The organism is Propioniciclava sp. MC1683 (genome assembly GCF_014164675.1).
GTDB lineage: Bacteria > Actinomycetota > Actinomycetes > Propionibacteriales > Propionibacteriaceae > Propioniciclava.
The window spans coordinates 34,462-49,180 of sequence record NZ_JACJFX010000002.1 but is presented as its reverse complement, the minus strand read 5'-3'; the positions used below and the strand labels follow the sequence as shown (position 1 = coordinate 49,180).

Genomic DNA, 14,719 nt, shown 5'->3' with positions numbered 1-14,719 from the left:
CTCGAATCTAACGGCGATCCGCGCGGCCCACCGGGGATTCACCGTAGTTGCCACCGAAGTTGGCACCCGGTCCCGGGCGCGGCTTCAGAAGTCGAAGCCCCCGAAGTCACCGCCGCCGAAGTCGCCCCCACCGAAGTCCCCGCCGCCGCCGAAGTCGGCCCCGCCGCCGTCCCCGAAGTCACCGGGGGCGTCGCCGGAGCCCAGCTCGCCCAGGCCCGTGGCGTCCCCCACGTCGCTGCCGAAGTCACCGAGTTCGCCCAGGGCGTCGAAGCCGCCCATGTTGAGGAACGTCGACCACAGGATGATGTCGGTCGCCACGTCGAGCGCGAGCCAGCCGGGCGCGTACTCGGCCTCGGCGTAGCTGTGCTTCACGACCTCCGACCACTGCGGCAGGATCCCGAACAGCACCGCGTACGGCAGCAGACGCTCGTGGAGCTTGGCGATCTCGCCCTTGTCGGTGCCGTCGGGGCCGGCCAGGGCGGGCACGCGCTCGGCCGTGTCGGGCGCCTGCAGCACCTTGAGGCGGTCGGCCTCGGCCATGGTCATGTAGAGCTTGAGCCCGTCGAGCTCGTCGTTGATGCGCCGGCCCTCGGGGGTCAGCCGCCACGGCTTGGGCTTGATGAACATCGTCGCCATGCCGCCGACGACGGTGAACCCGAGCAGCGGGACCGCCCCCGCGGGAGCCCCCCAGGCCAGCGTGATGAAGCCGAGCAGGGCCAGCCCGATGCCGGCCCACCCCGCCCACAGGAAGGGCGCCGGGACGCCGTGGCGCACCCAGCCGCGTCGCACGACCGTGTCGTGGGCGATGGGGATCGCCTGCCGCAGCAGGCGCGTGCGCTCGGGGTCGGGCCGCAGCTCGACCCGGGTCAGGCCCGACCCGGACGGGAAGATCGCTCGGTACACCGCGAGCGGCACCTCGGGCAGCTCCGGCTCGCGGATGTCGTCGCGCTGGACGAACCACACCTTGTCGCGGCCCTCGCCGACGACCCCGACCTGCCAGACGCCGCGCACCGCGAGGTCGAGGATCTCGGCCGGGATGATCGTCGAGCCCGACACCTCACGGCGCAGGGCCGCGGACAGGCCGGGCGTGACGACGCGCGGCGGGGCGAAGGCGACGGCGACGGTCTGGTTGCCGATGGCGTCCCGCTCGCGCCGGGCGAGCACGACGCGCGCGACGACGGCGACGACCGTCGCGATGGCGAGGAGGGCGGCCCAGATCATGCACCCAGCCTACGGAGGCCCCCAACCCCCGCCAGGCTGGCGTAGACGGACGCCGTGGCCGCGGCGTCCTGCCCCCCACCCTCGACCCACGCCGGGGTCGTCCCGGCGCGGGCGTGGTCGGCGCGGAGCACCTCGACCCAGTCCGGCATGATCCCGAACAGGGCGGCGTAGGGCAGCAGGCGCTCGTGTGCCTTCACGCGGGAGACGGCGTCGGTGTCGAGGACGCGGCTGCGCTCCTCGTCGGGCAGCGTCATGTAGGCGCGCAGCCCCTCGACCTCGTCGACCAGACGGCGACCCTCGGGGGTGAGGGTCCAGGGCTTCACGCCGAGGAACTGGGTGAAGAAGCCGACCGAGCCGCCGTAGATGATCAGCGGCAGGCCCTCCGGCCCACCCGGGTCGACCAGGCTGCCGGCCTTGTTCATCGCCGCCGCGATCGGGATCGCCAGCGACCCTGCGAGCAGCGCCTGCCCGACCAGGTTGAGGACGAGGTGGTGCCCGCGGTGGCGACGCACCCACCCCTTCGCCACGACGAGGTCCTCGGCGCGGGTGCGGGCCTCCTTGGCGTGGGCGGCACGGGTGTCGCTGGGGACCAGGGTGCGGGCCACGGTCATGTCCGCCCGGTTGAAGACCCCGCGGTAGACCGCCTCGGGCACCTGGTCGAGGATCGGGCCGTAGGGGCTGGGCCGGAGCAGGACCCACGTCCCCGCCCCGTCGACCTCGCGGACGCCCAGCTGCCAGGCGCCCTTCACGGCCAGGTCGAGCACCTCCGCGACGACGCCCTCGGAGTCGTTGACGTCCCGCAGCAGCCTCGCCGCGACGCCCGGCGTCAGCTCCGGGGGTGGCGTGTAGGTCGGTCGGATCGGTCGCACGCGCGGCGCGTCCCGGGCCCTCAGGGTCATCACGACCCGCACGACGAGGTACACGGTGGCCGCCACGGCGAGGAGGGTGGGCCACAGCATGCGCCCGACCCTAGCGGGCCTCCTCGACAAGGGCCCAAGCCCTCATCCGAAAGGACGACATCCGCCCGGAACCCTCCTGCGGAGGACCGAGCGGGGCGGGTGGGCGGACGCCCGGCCACGCCCGCGGCGTCCAGCACTAGTCTGGGCGGGAAAGCCGCACCAGGAGGACCCATGCCTCAGCTCCGCTCCCGCACGACCACCCACGGCCGCAACATGGCCGGCGCCCGCGCGCTGTGGCGCGCGACCGGCATGACCGACAGCGACTTCGGCAAGCCGATCGTGGCGATCGCGAACTCCTTCACGCAGTTCGTGCCGGGGCACGTGCACCTCAAGGACATGGGCCAGCTCGTCGCCGGCGCCGTGGCCGAGGCGGGCGGCGTGGGCCGCGAGTTCAACACCATCGCCGTCGACGACGGCATCGCGATGGGCCACTCGGGCATGCTCTACAGCCTGCCCAGCCGCGAGGTCATCGCCGACGCGGTCGAGTACATGGTCAACGCCCACCAGGCCGACGCGCTGGTCTGCATCAGCAACTGCGACAAGATCACCCCGGGCATGCTGCTGGCGGCGCTGCGGCTGAACATCCCGACCGTGTTCGTGTCGGGCGGCCCGATGGAGGCCGGGCGCATCCTCGGCGACCGCGTGGTCTCCGGGGCACCCGACGAGCAGGACCGCTACGACCTCATCGACGCCATGTACAAGGCGGTCGACGAGAACGTCTCCGACGACCAGCTGCTCGCCATCGAGCAGAGCGCGTGCCCGACGTGCGGCTCGTGCTCGGGCATGTTCACCGCCAACTCCATGAACTGCCTCACCGAGGCGCTCGGGCTCTCGCTGCCGGGCAACGGCTCGACGCTGGCCACGGCGTCCGCGCGCCGCGACCTGTTCCTGCGGGCCGGACGCCTCGCGGTCGAGCTGGCCAACCGCTACTACGGGGGCGACGACGACTCGGTGCTGCCGCGCAACATCGCGACACGCGAGGCGTTCAGCAACGCCATGCGCCTGGACATCGCCATGGGCGGTTCGACCAACACCGTGCTGCACATCCTGGCCGCCGCGATCGAGGCCGGCGTCGACTTCACCATGGACGACATCGACGCCCTCTCCCGGGCCACGCCCTGCCTGAGCAAGGTCGCCCCGAACACGACCGACTACTACATGGAGGACGTGCACCGGGCCGGCGGCATGCCGGCCATCCTCGGCGAGCTGCACCGCGGCGGGCTGCTGGACGCCAACGTGCACGCCGTGCACTCCCCCAGCCTGCAGGCGTGGCTGGACGAGTGGGACATCCGCGGCGGCAAGGTGTCGGCCGAGGCACTCGAGCTCTGGTACGCCGCGCCGGGCGGGGTGCGCACCACCGAGGCGTTCTCCTCCACCAAGCGCTGGGTGGACCTCGACACCGACGCCGAGAACGGCTGCATCCGCTCGGTCGAGCACGCCTACACCGCCGACGGCGGCCTGGGCGTCCTGAAGGGCAACATCGCCCCCGACGGCGCGATCGTGAAGACCGCGGGCGTCCCCGAGCACCAGTGGGTGTTCTCCGGCCCGGCGAAGGTCGCCGAATCGCAGGAGGAGGCGGTCGAGATGATCCTCGGCGGGAAGATCGTCGAGGGCGACGTCGTGGTCGTGCGCTACGAGGGCCCGAAGGGTGGCCCCGGCATGCAGGAGATGCTGTACCCGACCTCCTACCTCAAGGGCATCGGCCTGGGGCCCAAGTGCGCGCTGATCACCGACGGCCGCTTCTCGGGCGGCTCGTCCGGGCTGTCGCTGGGGCACATCTCCCCCGAGGCGGCGTCCGGTGGGCCGATCGGGCTGATCCGCGACGGCGACATCATCTCGATCAACATCCCCGAGCGGTCGATCGACGTCGAGCTGTCCGACGAGGAGCTGGCCACCCGCCGCGCCGAGCAGGACGAGCGCGGCTGGCGTCCGGTCGCCCGGAAGCGCCAGGTCAGCAACGCGCTGAAGATCTACGCGTCGCTGGCGCTGTCGGCCGACAAGGGGGCCGCGCGCCGCGAGCTGGACTGAGACCGCACCCGCACGAATCATCCCCGGTGCTGAGCGGCAACCACCCGCGAGCCGATCCCCGGCGGCGTAACGTGGGGCCATGCTCGACGACATGAGCACCACCTCCTCCGCCCCCACAGCGACCGCCCGCCCGACAGGGTGGACCGTCCCCCGGTCCGTGGCGTGGTTCCGCTACGGCTTGCTCGCCCTCTGCGCCACGGTGGGCATCGGCATGCTGGCCTTCGGCACCCGTCCGGCCGACTTCAACGAGCTCGGCCGGGCGATCAACGCCGGCCGGGTCACCCAGGTGGTCATCGCCAACGCCCTCCCCGAGAACGCCACCGGCACGGCGAGCGCCGAGATCCGCTGGCACGACGGCTTCCTGCCCCGGTTCACCACCGTCCGGCAGGAGATCCCCGGTGACGAGCCCGCCGGTCAGGTCGTGATCAACACCACGAGCCCCTCCTACCCGATCACGGGACGTATCGAGGACCGCCTGCAGGAGTACGCCGGCCAGCCGCTCGACGTGACCCACATCCAGGACTACCGCAACACCACGTGGTGGCTGTACGGCTGGAAGGTCCCGGCGTGGGTCGGCATCGGCGGGCTGCTCGGCGCGCTGCTCGGCGCGCTGCTGACCCTCGGCCTGCTCGTCTCGGGTCCCCAGACCCTGCGCGCGACCCGCTGGGCGTGGTTCTGGGCGATCTCGAGCCCGCTGTCACCCGTGACGATCCCGCTGTTCCTGCTGTTCGGGGTGCCGCGGACGGGCGCGATCGAGCAGCCCTACACGAAGGCCGGACGCCTCACCGGCGGGTGGTCGTTCCTGCTGTTCTGCGTACTGGGTGCCAGCATCGTGCAGAACCTCCTCTGATCCTCCGACCCCAACCCTGGGGTCAGGTCAGCGCCCCTTGCGCCGCCGCTCGCGCAGCGCCTCGAGCTCCTTGCGCTCGGCGGGGGTCAGGCTGTGGATGCCCTGCTCGGAGATCTTCTCCAGCAGGGCGTCCATGCGTTCGTGGTCGGACGCCTGCCGGGCGGCCGCCTTCTGCTCCGCGCGCGCGGCGCGGGGCGTGCGGGGCGCAGCAGCCTGGGGTGCGCGGACGCCCCCACCCTGGCGGATGCGCGGGGCGGACCCGCGGCGTCCGGGCAGCCAGAACAGGTCGGACAGCAGGCCGAAGCGACGGGCCACGACCGCGGCCACGAAGAAGGTCACGACGAGGCTGGCCAGGCCGGCCAGGTCACGGATGGCGATGTAGCTGAGCACCTGCAGGGCCACGAGCACCGCGCCGACGATCCAGGCGGGGATGCCGAAGAAGAACGGGCGCCGCGGGTTCTCGGCGATCCACAGCAGCAGGACGATGAACTGGATGCTGCGCAGGCCCGCCATCGCGCCGCCGCCCATGGCCAGCCCGACGACGAAGGCGACGACGGTGAGGATCGCCCACAGCGCGACATAGAGCGACATCATCGGCCGCCGGCCGACCTGGTTCTCCAGGTCGCGGCCGAAGTACCAGAGCAGGACGAGGGTCAGGATGCTCCACAGCGAGATGCCGTCGACGAACGGCCAGGTGACCGCGCGCCAGACCTGCCCCTGCAGGACCTCGGCCGGCACGAACCGCCCGACCTGGTACAGCACGGGCGCGAACGCCGAGGCGACGACGCCCACGGCGCCGATGAGGACGACCAGAACGGTGCTGGTGACGTCCAGCTTCCCGAGGCGGAACCAGGCGTCACCGGAGTGGTCGCGGGACACGTTGAAAGGCGGCACGACTCCAAGGGTGCCAGATCAGCCCTGCGGGTCGACGTCGGGTCGGGACACGGACGCCGCCCGCCGGCCCGTGTAGACCACCGGCTGGGAGAGCGAGCGGACGAAGAGCATGCCCGCGGCCAGCACGATCAGGAAGCCGAGCAGCATGTGCGGCCACGTGACCGCCATCTCGCCCAGGCCGTACTGCACGACGCCGAGGCCGAAGACGACGAAGCCCAGCAGCGCCAGGCCCTTGGTGTTGGACTGCTTGCCGTAGCGCATGCCCGACAGCGCCGACACCAGCGAGGTGCCCAGGAAGACGATCGCCAGCACCGCGTGCACGGCGCGCAGGTCTGGGTTGCCGCCCAACAGGGTGCCGAGGACGCCGAGGGCGAGCGCGATCAGCGCGTTGACGCCCGACGCCCCGCGGAACACCTTCTGGGACAGCAGCGGTTCGAGTCGCGAGGTTGCCACGGCGCCACCCTAGGGCGGGGCGTCGGGCAGGTAAAGGCGCAGCGCGGCTCAGAGCTCGAGGTACTCGGCGATCTCGTCGCCGCGGACGGTCCACAGCGCGTCGATCAGGGCGACCCGGAAGGACGCCGGCCCGCGGCCGTGCTCCTCGGCACGTTCGGACGCCAGGGCGAGCCAGGCGGCACCGGCCAGCGCGGCCTCGAGCGGGCCCGTGACGGCGGAGCAGGCGGCCATCAGCGCCGACACCGCGGCCCGGACGCCGGCCACCTGGGCCAGCATCGACGAGCCGGTCAGGACGGCGACCTCGCGGCCGTTGTGGACGACGTGCTCGGCCGACTCACCCAGGGCCAGCGCGCCCTCGGCGGCGTCGAGGCGGACGCCGTCGAGCTCGGAGCTGGAGGCGCGCACGACCGTGGGCCGGTGGCCGAGGAGGGCGCGGACGCGGTCGACGCGGAGCGGGGCGCGACCCAGGGGGGTGGCGTCCAGGACCCACGGCGTCCCGGCCGAGCGGAGCTGGGCGACGACCGGGTTCACGGCGTCGGACCACTCGGCGACCAGGGTGCCCAGGTCGAGCATGACGGCGTCGGCAGTCTGGGCCGCGGCGAGCGCGTCGGGGCTCGTGCCGGTGACGACCGAGCGGGCGCCGGCGCCGTGCAGCACGTCGGCGACGAACGAGGTCGCGGCGCGGGGCGCCACGCAGTGGACGAGGGGTGCGCTCTCGCGAACGGCTTCGGCGGCGAAACCGACGGTCAGGGCGAGTCCGGAACGGGGCATGGGTTCAGTATGACGAACCCGGGGCGTCCTCGCTGGTGAGGACGCCCCGGGTTCGGGTGGTTCGGCGGTCGGTCAGGCGGCGGTGCCGGGCTTGCGCAGCGCCAGCGTGAACAGCGCGACGGCGGCCAGCAGGTAGGCGAAGCCGAGGACGATGTGCACCATCGTGAGGTGCATCTCGCCCAGGGCGATCTGGATGACGGCCAGCACGGGCAGGGAGAGCGCGTGGAACATCAGGCCCTTGTTGCCGCTCGCGCGGCCCCACAGGACGCCGCCGACGCCCGCGAGGATCGCGAACACGAAGTTCATGTTGCCGACCATGCCGTGCAGGGCGTTCAGCGGGCCGGTGCCGCTGAGGGGGCCGGTGGCCAGGAGCGGGGAGATGATCGAGCCGATCGCGGCCAGGAGGGCCGCGACGCGCAGGAAGGTGAGCTTGCCGTTCGAGGTCGTTGCAGTGTTCGTCACGCCCGACAGCATAGCCACTATTCAAGGACTAAACTTCTCGACGTCGCGCGACCTGCGCCCACAGCCCGTGCTCCCCGCGCCGACAGCCCGTGCTCCCCGCGCCGACAGCCCGTGTTCCCGGCGCAGACAGCCCGCCTTCCGTGCGTCGACAGCCCGTGTTTGGTCCGTCGAGGGCCCGCCCACGAAGATGGGCGCATGACCACCGAGGGCCAGCACACGCACTTCGCGGACGCCTTCACCTCCTTCCGCATCCCCGCGACCGACCGCCTCGAGCGGGTCAACCACGGCAAGTCGCTGCGCGCGGGCGTCCCGCACGAGGCGCTGGGCGCGTGGTCCCCCACCGACGACCGCCCCGGCGTCGTGGACATCATCGAGCGCTCGCACGAGGGCCGGCTGGACTGGCTGCTGGGCGTCCGCACCGCACGCATGGCGGCGTCCCCCTTCGGCTTCCTCCGCGGCACCGCCAACCTGATGGCACACGACGTGGCGCACCTGCCGGCGACGGGGGTCCAGACGACGGCGTGCGGGGACGCCCACATCGGCAACATCGGCTTCTACCGCTCGCCCGAGGGCCAGCTCGTGATCGACCTCAACGACTTCGACGAGGCCCACACCGGCGCCTGGGAGTGGGACCTGCGCCGGCTCACGGCGTCCATCTGGGTGCTGGGCCGCGACAACGGCACCTCCGAGGGGCAGTGTGCCGACGCGATCCGCGCGTGCGTGGCCGCGTACCGCGACGAGGTCAGCTTCCTGTCCAAGACGCCGCTGCTGTGGCGCGCGTACAACCACCTCGACGTGAACGCCCTCCACGAGACGGCGACCGAGTCGAGCCTGCGCGACGAGATCCACCGGGCGGCCAAGGCGGCCCGCAAGCGGACGTCCGACCGCAAGCTGCCCAAGTTGGCCGGCGGCTCCACCGACGCGGCGCGCATCGTCGACGACCCGCCGCTCGTCACGCACCCCTCCGACGCCGAGTACGAGGCGCTCGCCGCCGGACTGGACGCCTACCTGCCCACGCTGACCCCCCAGTGGCGCCGCATCGTCGGCGGCTACTCGCTGGTCGACATCGCCCACAAGGTCGTCGGCGTGGGGTCGGTCGGCATGCGCGCGTGGGTGGCGTTGCTGGTCGGCTCGCGGCCCGACGACGTGCTGTTCCTGCAGCTGAAGCAGGCACAGCGCTCGGTGCTGGCCCCGTTCGTGCACGGCGAGACCGCCTGGCACGCCCACCAGGGCCAGCGGGTGGTCGAGTACCAGCAGCAGCTCCAGACCGTGTCCGACCCCCTCCTCGGGTACACGACGGTCGGGGAGCACCAGTACTACGTGCGCCAGTACCGCAACATGAAGGGCGGCGTCCCGCTCGACGCGATGACGCCGGGCGCGCTGGTCGACTACTCCGGCATCGTCGGCCACCTGCTCGCCAAGGGGCACGCGCGCACGTCGGGGGCGTCGATCATCTCGGGGTACCTGGGCAAGAAGGAGTCGGCCGTCGAGGCCTTCGTGCACTGGGCCCGCGCCTACGCCGACCAGACCGAGGCCGACCACGCCGTGCTGGTGGCGGCGGTCAAGGCCGGACGCCTGCCCTACGAGCCGGGGGTGTGAGCTCTCGTGGTAGTGGGTGCACCGTGTTGGGGCAGACGTTCCCAGATTCCCATTCGGGGTTGCGTCAACTGATGCGGGCGAACCGTTCGACGTCGCGCTTGCTGCCGGACACGATCAATTGGTCGCCCTCAAGGACGACGGTCTCGGGCATGGCGTAGATGAAGTCCTCCCCGGGCCGCTTGAGGCCGACGACCGTGACGTCGTGGCGAGTGCGGATCGCCGACTCGGCCAGGGAACGGCCCCACGCGAAGGAAGGCGCCAGCGTCCGGGCCATGGCGAAGCCGTCCTCGAACTCGAAGTAGTCGATCATGTGGCCGGCGACGGTGTGTGCCACGCGCTCCCCCGCCGACCTCTCGGGGTAGACGATGTGGTCGGCGCCGATCCGCTTCAGGAGCTCCCCGTGCTTGCGGGAGGACGCCTTGGCCCAGACCTCGGGGACACCCTCCTCCTTCAGGGTCAAGAGCGTGATGATGGACGACTCCAGGTGCGCCATCGACACGATCGCGATCCCGACGTTCTCCAGGCCAAGCTGGCGCAGGGCGTCCGCGTCGGTGGAGTCCATCCGGACGACGTGCCGCAGCGTGTCGGCGTAGCGGTTGACCAGGTCGAGGTCGGCGTCCACGCCGAGCACGTCCATGCCGAGTTCCTGGAGGCGGCGCGCGCAGGCGATGCCGAAACGCCCCAGGCCGAGCACGAGCACCATGCCGTCGGCGGGGCGGGGCCGGAACAACTTATCCAACAAGGGGGTCCTCCCTCGGCAATTCGTAGTGGCGGTGCCGGGCGGTCATCGCCAGGGCGGCCGCGACGGACACCGGTCCGACGCGACCCAAGTACATCAGTCCCATCAGGACGCCCCACGCCGCGGGGGGCAGGGTGGGGGTCAGGTTCATGGACAGGCCGACGGTGCCGAACGCCGAGATCGCCTCGAACGTGTCCTCGCGCAGGGGCGCGTCGCTGACCGCGGAGATCGCGAGGATGCCGACGAACACCGCCGCTGTGCCCAGCACGACGACTGCCAGCGCTTGACGGGACACAGCAGAGGAGATCTTGCGGCTGCCGAGGACCGTCTTCTCATGGCCGCGCACCTCGGTGATGACGGCGAGCAGGAGCACGGCGACCGTGGTGACCTTCAGGCCGCCCGCCGTGCCGCCGGAACCCCCACCGATCATCATCAGGCCGAAGTTGACCGCGAGGGTCTCGTCGGTGACCAAGGCATAGTCGACCGAGTTGAACCCAGCCGTGCGCGGGAACACCGACCCACCCAGCGCACCCAGGAACTTCCCCATCGGACCTTGACCGCCGAGGGTGGCCGGGTTGGTCCACTCGAAAGCGGCGAAGGTCGCGAACCCGAGCACGAGGAGGATCACCGTGCCGTACAGGGTCAGGCGCAGGTGCACCGACCAGAAGGGGGGCAGGTGCCCGCGCACGCGCTCGACGACCTCGAGGTAGACCGGGAAGCCGAGGCCACCCAGCACGATGGCCAAGCAGATCGGCACCATGACGAAGGGGTCGGCGTTGAACCGCACCAGATTGTCGGGGTAGAGCGCGAATCCGGCGTTGTTGAACGCAGACACCGCGTGGAACATGCCGTGGTAGGCCGCCGCTCCCCAGTCCGGGAGGTAGGACCGGAACCGGAGCGTCAGCACGACCGCGAACACGAGCTCGAACGCCAGTGACAGCATCAGGATCCGGGCTGGGATCGACCGCAGCCCCCGTCTGGTGCGCGCCCGCGTCTCCGACTGGGCGATGTGCAGTTGGGCCTGCGAAGCACGTCGGGTGACCGAGAAGATGATCAGGCTGGTCAGGGTCATGATCCCCAGCCCACCGACCTGGATGAGGGTCATGATGGTGAGCTCACCGAAGGTGCTCCAGTGGCTCGGGGTGTCGACCACCGCCAGACCGGTGATGCACAGCGCCGACATGGCCGTGAACGCAGCCACCCAGAACGCGCTGGACTCGCCGGACTCGGTGGCGGCGGGAGACATCAGCACGAGCGTCCCGACCACCCACCCGAACAGGTACGCGACCGGGGCGATGCGTCCGGGGTGGGACAGCCACCGCGCAAAGCCGAGCACGCGGAGAATGCTACTCCCCCCACCGTGGGTCCGGTGGGCGCTACGGCGCCAGCCGCTCCCGCACCCAGTCGCCGCCCTCGAGGCGGTAGCGCAGCCGGTCGTGCAGGCGCGAGGTGCGGCCATGCCAGAACTCCCAGACCTCGGGCACGAGGCGGTAGCCGCCCCAGTGGTCCGGACGCCGCGGGTGCAGCCCGTGCTCTGCCGCGGCCTTGGCCGCGTTGGCGACCAGCACGCCCCGGTTGGCGATCACCTGCGACTGGGGCGAGGCCCACGCGCCGATGCGGCTGTCGAGCGGGCGCACCGCGTAGTAGGCGTCCGACTCCTCGGGCGTGACCTTCTCCACGCGCCCCTCCACGCGCACCTGGCGCTCCAGCGGCGCCCAGAAGAACAGCAGGGAGGCGACGGGGTTGGCGTCCAATTCGGCGCCCTTGCGCGAGTCGTAGTTCGTGTACCAGACCAGCCCGGACGCATCGAACTCCTTCAGCAGCACCACCCGGGCCGACGGCCGCCCGTCGGCCGACGCCGTGGCCAGGGTCATCGCATTCGGCTCGAGCCCCTTGATGCGGCGTGCGTCGGCGAACCAGGCCGCGAACTGCTCCAGCGGCTTGTTGGTGGCGGCTTCCTCGTCCAGTTCGCCCTGCTCGTAGCTCTTGCGGAGTCCGTGGAGGTCCATGCGATCCACCCTAATCCTCGGGAACCCAACGGGCCCCTCGCTCGCAGGTGGCGAACTAGCCGTCCGGGGCCGGAGGACGGTGCCTCGTACGGGACTGTACGACGGACGCCGCGGCACGCGATCCGTCGGCGCCCGGTGGGATACTGGGCCGGTGACCACGGAAGCGGAACTGGGCGCCCTCGGCGGCAAGGGAGCCAACCTCGTGCGGCTGCGCGAGGCCGGCCTGCCCGTGCCCCCCTTCGTGGTGCTCGCCCCCGCCCTGTACGAGGACTTCCTGGCCCAGTCCCAGCTGCGTCCGGTGCTCGAGGCCGCGTGGCAGCAGCCCGCGGCCGAGGCGTCGAAGTTGATCCGGGCCGCGTTCCTCTCGGCGGGCCTCACCGGCGACCTGGCGGCGCGCATCATCGCCGAACTGGCCCCGCTGCTCACCGGCGGCGAGCTGGCCGCCCCGGTCGCGGTGCGCTCGTCGGCCACGGCCGAGGACCTGCCGGGCCTGTCGTTCGCCGGCCAGCAGGACACGTTCCTCGACGTGGCCACCCTCGACGACGTGCTGCGCCGCGTCGTCGACTGCTGGGCCTCGCTGTGGACCGAACGGGCCATCACCTACCGCGACCGCAACCACGTCGACCACGACCTCGTCTCGATCGCGGTCGTCGTGCAGAGGATGGTGCCGGCCGAGGCGTCAGGGGTGCTGTTCACCGTCAACCCGCGCACCGGACGCCGCGACGAGATGGTCGTCGACGCCGCGCCGGGCCTCGGCGAGGACCTGGTCTCCGGGCGCGTCACGCCCGACTCGTTCACCCTCGACGCCGCCACCGGCGACGTGCGGTCCCAGCAGCTGGCCGGGCCCACGGCGTCCGTGACGGTCGGGCAGCTGCGCGACCTGGCCGCCCTCGGCCGCCGCATCGGCGAGCTCTACGGCGAGCCGATGGACATCGAGTGGGCGCGCGCCGGCGGCGAGCTGTTCGTCGTGCAGGCCCGCCCGATCACGTCTCTGTTCCCGCTGCCGGCGCCCAACCCGGGCGCGCACGCCCAGCCCGAGGTGTGGTTCAGCTTCGGCGCCTTCCAGGGCGTCCTCGGCCCGCTGACCCCGCTGGGCCAGGAGACGATCCGCATCGCGCTCGCCGGCGCGGCCCGGCTCGTCGGCCGCCGCGTCGACTGGCGCACGAACCGCTTCGTCCAGCCCGCTGGCGAGCGGCTGTGGCTGCGCTTCGACGACCTCCTGCGTATCCGGGCGACGCGCAAGCTGGTCCTGGAGTTCCTGCCGATGGTCGAGCCGGGCACGGCGGCCATCCTGCGCGACCTCGGCACCGAGCCCGGCCTGCGCGCCACCCGCACCGCGCCGAACCCCGGCGTGGCCGCGGGGTTCCTCGCGCTGCTGCCGCGGATCGGGCCGCGCATCCGGGCGGCCTCGACGAACCCCGCCGGCACGCGGAAGGCCCTCGACCGTGCGGCGGACGGGCTGGTCCGCCACGTCGAGCAGGCGATGGTCCGGGCGGCCAGGTGGTCCACGCCCCAGGAGCGCCTGACCGCCCGCGTCGACGTGATCGACGACCTCGGACGCCGCGCGTTCCCGACCCTGCTGCCCGCCTTCGCGCCGGTCATGGGCCCCACGATGCTGACGCTGAAGCAGCTGCGCGAGCTCGCGCTCCAGACCAAGCTGCCCGACGCCGACGCGCTCGCGCTCAACGTCATGCGGGCCCTGCCCGGCAACGTCACCACCGAGATGGACCTCGCGCTGTCCGACGTGGCGCTGACGATCCGCGGCGACGCGACCGCGTGGGGCTGGGTGGCCGAGACGCCGGCGTCCGACCTCGCCCGCCAGTTCCTGGCCGGGCGGCTGCCGCGCGTGGCCCAGACGGTGATCGGCACGTTCCTCGAGCGCTACGGCATGCGCGGGGTCGCCGAGATCGACCTGGGCGCACCGCGCTGGCGCGACGACCCGACGCCGGTCATGCACACGATCAAGGCCTACCTCGGCATGCCCACGCACACGCAGCCGCGCGCGCTGCACAAGGCCGGCCAGCACGAGGCCGGCCGCTCGATCCGGGCGTTGATGGACGCCTCGACCCCCGCCCGCGCGGCCAAGGTGCGCAAGGCGGCCAAGCTGATCCGCGGGATGGCGGGCGCCCGCGAGACCCCCAAGTTCACGCTGGTGCAGTGCCTCGGGTCGATCCGCTCCGGGCTGGACGCCTCGGCCGCCGAGCTCGTGGAGCAGGGTCGGCTGGGGGCCGTGGCCGACCTGGCGTTCCTGCGGACCGACGAGCTGCGCCGCGCCTTCAGCGCGGAGTGGCAGGACGTCGTCGCGCAGCGGCGCGCGGTGTTCGACGCCGAGGCCCGCCGCGGGCAGGTGCCTCGGGTGCTGGTCGAGGACGGCCGCACGTTCTACGAGGGCCTGTCCGCCGACGCGGCCGACCTGTCCGGCGCCGGTGTCTCACCGGGCGTGGCCGAGGGTGTCGTGCGGGTGGTGCACGACCCGGCGGCCCAACAGCTGCGGGCCGGCGAGATCCTGGTCTGCCGCGGCACCGACCCCGCTTGGACACCCCTGTTCATCGCCGCCGCAGGGCTCGTGACCGAGGTGGGCGGGCTGATGACGCACGGGTCGGTGGTCGCCCGCGAGTACGGGATCCCCGCCGTCGTGGGCGTGCACGACGCCACCCGCCGGCTGGTCGACGGGCAGCGGGTCCGCATCGACGGCAGCTCGGGCGCGATCGAGCTGCTGGGCTGACCCCGGACG

At 72.3% G+C, this 14,719-nt stretch carries 13 protein-coding genes; 4 read left to right on the top strand and 9 right to left on the bottom strand.

Annotation, left to right across the window (positions count from 1 at the left end; translation table 11 throughout):
* Nucleotides 1–84 precede the first annotated feature (84 nt).
* A complete protein-coding gene (locus H5397_RS02145; protein WP_182814674.1) occupies nucleotides 85–1,221 on the bottom strand; it encodes a DUF2207 family protein in 1,137 nt (378 codons plus the stop codon).
* Entirely contained in the window at nucleotides 1,218–2,180 is a 963-nt protein-coding gene (locus H5397_RS02140; protein WP_182814673.1) for a DUF2207 family protein, read from the bottom strand. Before H5397_RS02140 ends, H5397_RS02145 begins: the two co-directional genes overlap by 4 nt.
* Nucleotides 2,181–2,351: 171 nt before the next feature.
* On the opposite strand from H5397_RS02140, the gene ilvD reads away from it, so the two are divergent.
* Together ilvD and H5397_RS02130 are read left to right on the top strand one after the other, a co-directional pair.
* Nucleotides 2,352–4,208 carry a dihydroxy-acid dehydratase gene (ilvD, locus tag H5397_RS02135; RefSeq protein ID WP_182814672.1) on the top strand — a complete coding sequence of 619 codons (1,857 nt, stop codon included), beginning with the start codon at nucleotides 2,352–2,354 and terminating at the stop codon, nucleotides 4,206–4,208.
* A 79-nt stretch (nucleotides 4,209–4,287) separates the two neighbouring features.
* A complete protein-coding gene (locus H5397_RS02130; protein WP_182814671.1) occupies nucleotides 4,288–5,058 on the top strand; it encodes a hypothetical protein in 771 nt (256 codons plus the stop codon).
* A 27-nt stretch (nucleotides 5,059–5,085) separates the two neighbouring features.
* Here the strand turns inward: H5397_RS02130 and H5397_RS02125 are convergent, their stop codons facing one another.
* The 4 genes from H5397_RS02125 to H5397_RS02110 form a co-directional block, all read right to left on the bottom strand.
* Entirely contained in the window at nucleotides 5,086–5,952 is an 867-nt protein-coding gene (locus H5397_RS02125) for a rhomboid family intramembrane serine protease (protein ID WP_182814670.1), read from the bottom strand.
* 18 nt (nucleotides 5,953–5,970) lie between these two features.
* On the bottom strand, nucleotides 5,971–6,405 hold the full coding sequence (locus H5397_RS02120) for a hypothetical protein (RefSeq protein WP_182814669.1): 435 nt from the start codon (nucleotides 6,403–6,405) through the stop codon (nucleotides 5,971–5,973).
* Between the two features lie 48 nt (nucleotides 6,406–6,453).
* A complete protein-coding gene (locus H5397_RS02115) occupies nucleotides 6,454–7,176 on the bottom strand; it encodes a hydroxyethylthiazole kinase (protein ID WP_182814668.1) in 723 nt (240 codons plus the stop codon).
* 72 nt (nucleotides 7,177–7,248) lie between these two features.
* Complete coding sequence (locus H5397_RS02110) at nucleotides 7,249–7,638, bottom strand: hypothetical protein (RefSeq protein WP_182814667.1); 390 nt, start codon at nucleotides 7,636–7,638, stop codon at nucleotides 7,249–7,251.
* Nucleotides 7,639–7,833: 195 nt separating this feature from the next.
* Here H5397_RS02110 and H5397_RS02105 point away from each other — a divergent pair, with 195 nt between their 5' ends.
* Complete coding sequence (locus H5397_RS02105) at nucleotides 7,834–9,237, top strand: DUF2252 domain-containing protein (protein WP_182814666.1); 1,404 nt, start codon at nucleotides 7,834–7,836, stop codon at nucleotides 9,235–9,237.
* Nucleotides 9,238–9,301: 64 nt separating this feature from the next.
* Here H5397_RS02105 and H5397_RS02100 read toward each other — a convergent pair whose 3' ends face one another.
* Genes H5397_RS02100 through pdxH form a run of 3 tightly spaced genes read right to left on the bottom strand, consistent with a single transcriptional unit; the run spans nucleotide 9,302 to nucleotide 11,985 of the window.
* Complete coding sequence (locus H5397_RS02100) at nucleotides 9,302–9,976, bottom strand: TrkA family potassium uptake protein (RefSeq protein ID WP_255438556.1); 675 nt, start codon at nucleotides 9,974–9,976, stop codon at nucleotides 9,302–9,304.
* The gene (locus H5397_RS02095; protein ID WP_309224254.1) at nucleotides 9,969–11,312 is read right to left on the bottom strand and encodes a potassium transporter TrkG; all 1,344 of its coding nucleotides are present in this window, start codon (nucleotides 11,310–11,312) and stop codon (nucleotides 9,969–9,971) included. The genes H5397_RS02100 and H5397_RS02095 overlap by 8 nt, the downstream gene beginning before the upstream one ends.
* A gap of 40 nt (nucleotides 11,313–11,352) precedes the next feature.
* Nucleotides 11,353–11,985 (bottom strand): pyridoxamine 5'-phosphate oxidase, encoded by a 633-nt coding sequence (gene pdxH / locus H5397_RS02090; protein ID WP_182814665.1) that lies wholly within the window; start codon nucleotides 11,983–11,985, stop codon nucleotides 11,353–11,355.
* A 151-nt stretch (nucleotides 11,986–12,136) separates the two neighbouring features.
* Between pdxH and H5397_RS02085 the strand changes: the two genes are divergently transcribed.
* Nucleotides 12,137–14,710 carry a PEP/pyruvate-binding domain-containing protein gene (locus H5397_RS02085; RefSeq protein WP_182814664.1) on the top strand — a complete coding sequence of 858 codons (2,574 nt, stop codon included), beginning with the start codon at nucleotides 12,137–12,139 and terminating at the stop codon, nucleotides 14,708–14,710.
* Nucleotides 14,711–14,719 lie beyond the last annotated feature (9 nt).

Bases quoted from the DNA above. Each gene is read 5' to 3' on its own strand.
- H5397_RS02140 (WP_182814673.1), bottom strand. From the start codon at position 2,180: ATGCTGTGGCCCACCCTCCTCGCCGTGGCGGCCACCGTGTACCTCGTC.
- H5397_RS02105 (WP_182814666.1), top strand. From the start codon at position 7,834: ATGACCACCGAGGGCCAGCACACGCACTTCGCGGACGCCTTCACCTCC.
- H5397_RS02115 (WP_182814668.1), bottom strand. From the start codon at position 7,176: ATGCCCCGTTCCGGACTCGCCCTGACCGTCGGTTTCGCCGCCGAAGCC.
- pdxH (WP_182814665.1), bottom strand. From the start codon at position 11,985: ATGGACCTCCACGGACTCCGCAAGAGCTACGAGCAGGGCGAACTGGAC.
- ilvD (WP_182814672.1), top strand. From the start codon at position 2,352: ATGCCTCAGCTCCGCTCCCGCACGACCACCCACGGCCGCAACATGGCC.
- H5397_RS02130 (WP_182814671.1), top strand. From the start codon at position 4,288: ATGCTCGACGACATGAGCACCACCTCCTCCGCCCCCACAGCGACCGCC.
- H5397_RS02145 (WP_182814674.1), bottom strand. From the start codon at position 1,221: ATGATCTGGGCCGCCCTCCTCGCCATCGCGACGGTCGTCGCCGTCGTC.